This window comes from Halomonas sp. KAO (assembly GCF_015595025.1).
Lineage (GTDB): Bacteria > Pseudomonadota > Gammaproteobacteria > Pseudomonadales > Halomonadaceae > Halomonas.
Window position 1 is genome coordinate 804 of the sequence record NZ_JADNRL010000029.1, and the last position, 346, is coordinate 1149.

Genomic DNA, 346 nt, shown 5'->3' on the forward strand with positions numbered 1-346 from the left:
CCGTGGCCTCGAGCCCAACCTCTACGAGCGCAATGGGTACTACACCTATCGCCGCCCGGACACTGGCACCTGGCACGGGCTTGGCCGCGATCGCGCAGAAGCGCAAGACGCTGCTCGGATCCTCAATGCCCGGCTGATGCGGGGAGTGGACTACGTCGCCCAGGTAATGGGCGAGGAAGGCGACTCCCTGGGCGCTGCGGTGAAGGGCTGGCTAGCCGAGTGGGTCGAGCCCGACCGGAAGCTCAGCAAGTGGACGAAGAGCGCCAAGCGTGGGCGCGGCAAGCGGTTGATCGAGGATGCCGGTGACCTTCCCCTCGCCCAGATCACCACGCGCTGGTGTGCCCAG

Annotated in this window: 1 protein-coding gene; it reads left to right on the plus strand. The window is 67.3% G+C overall.

Going from position 1 to position 346, the window contains the following annotated elements:
- A partial coding sequence (locus tag IOC61_RS15920; RefSeq protein WP_195689728.1) for a phage integrase Arm DNA-binding domain-containing protein occupies nucleotides 1-346 on the plus strand: 346 nt, incomplete at both ends.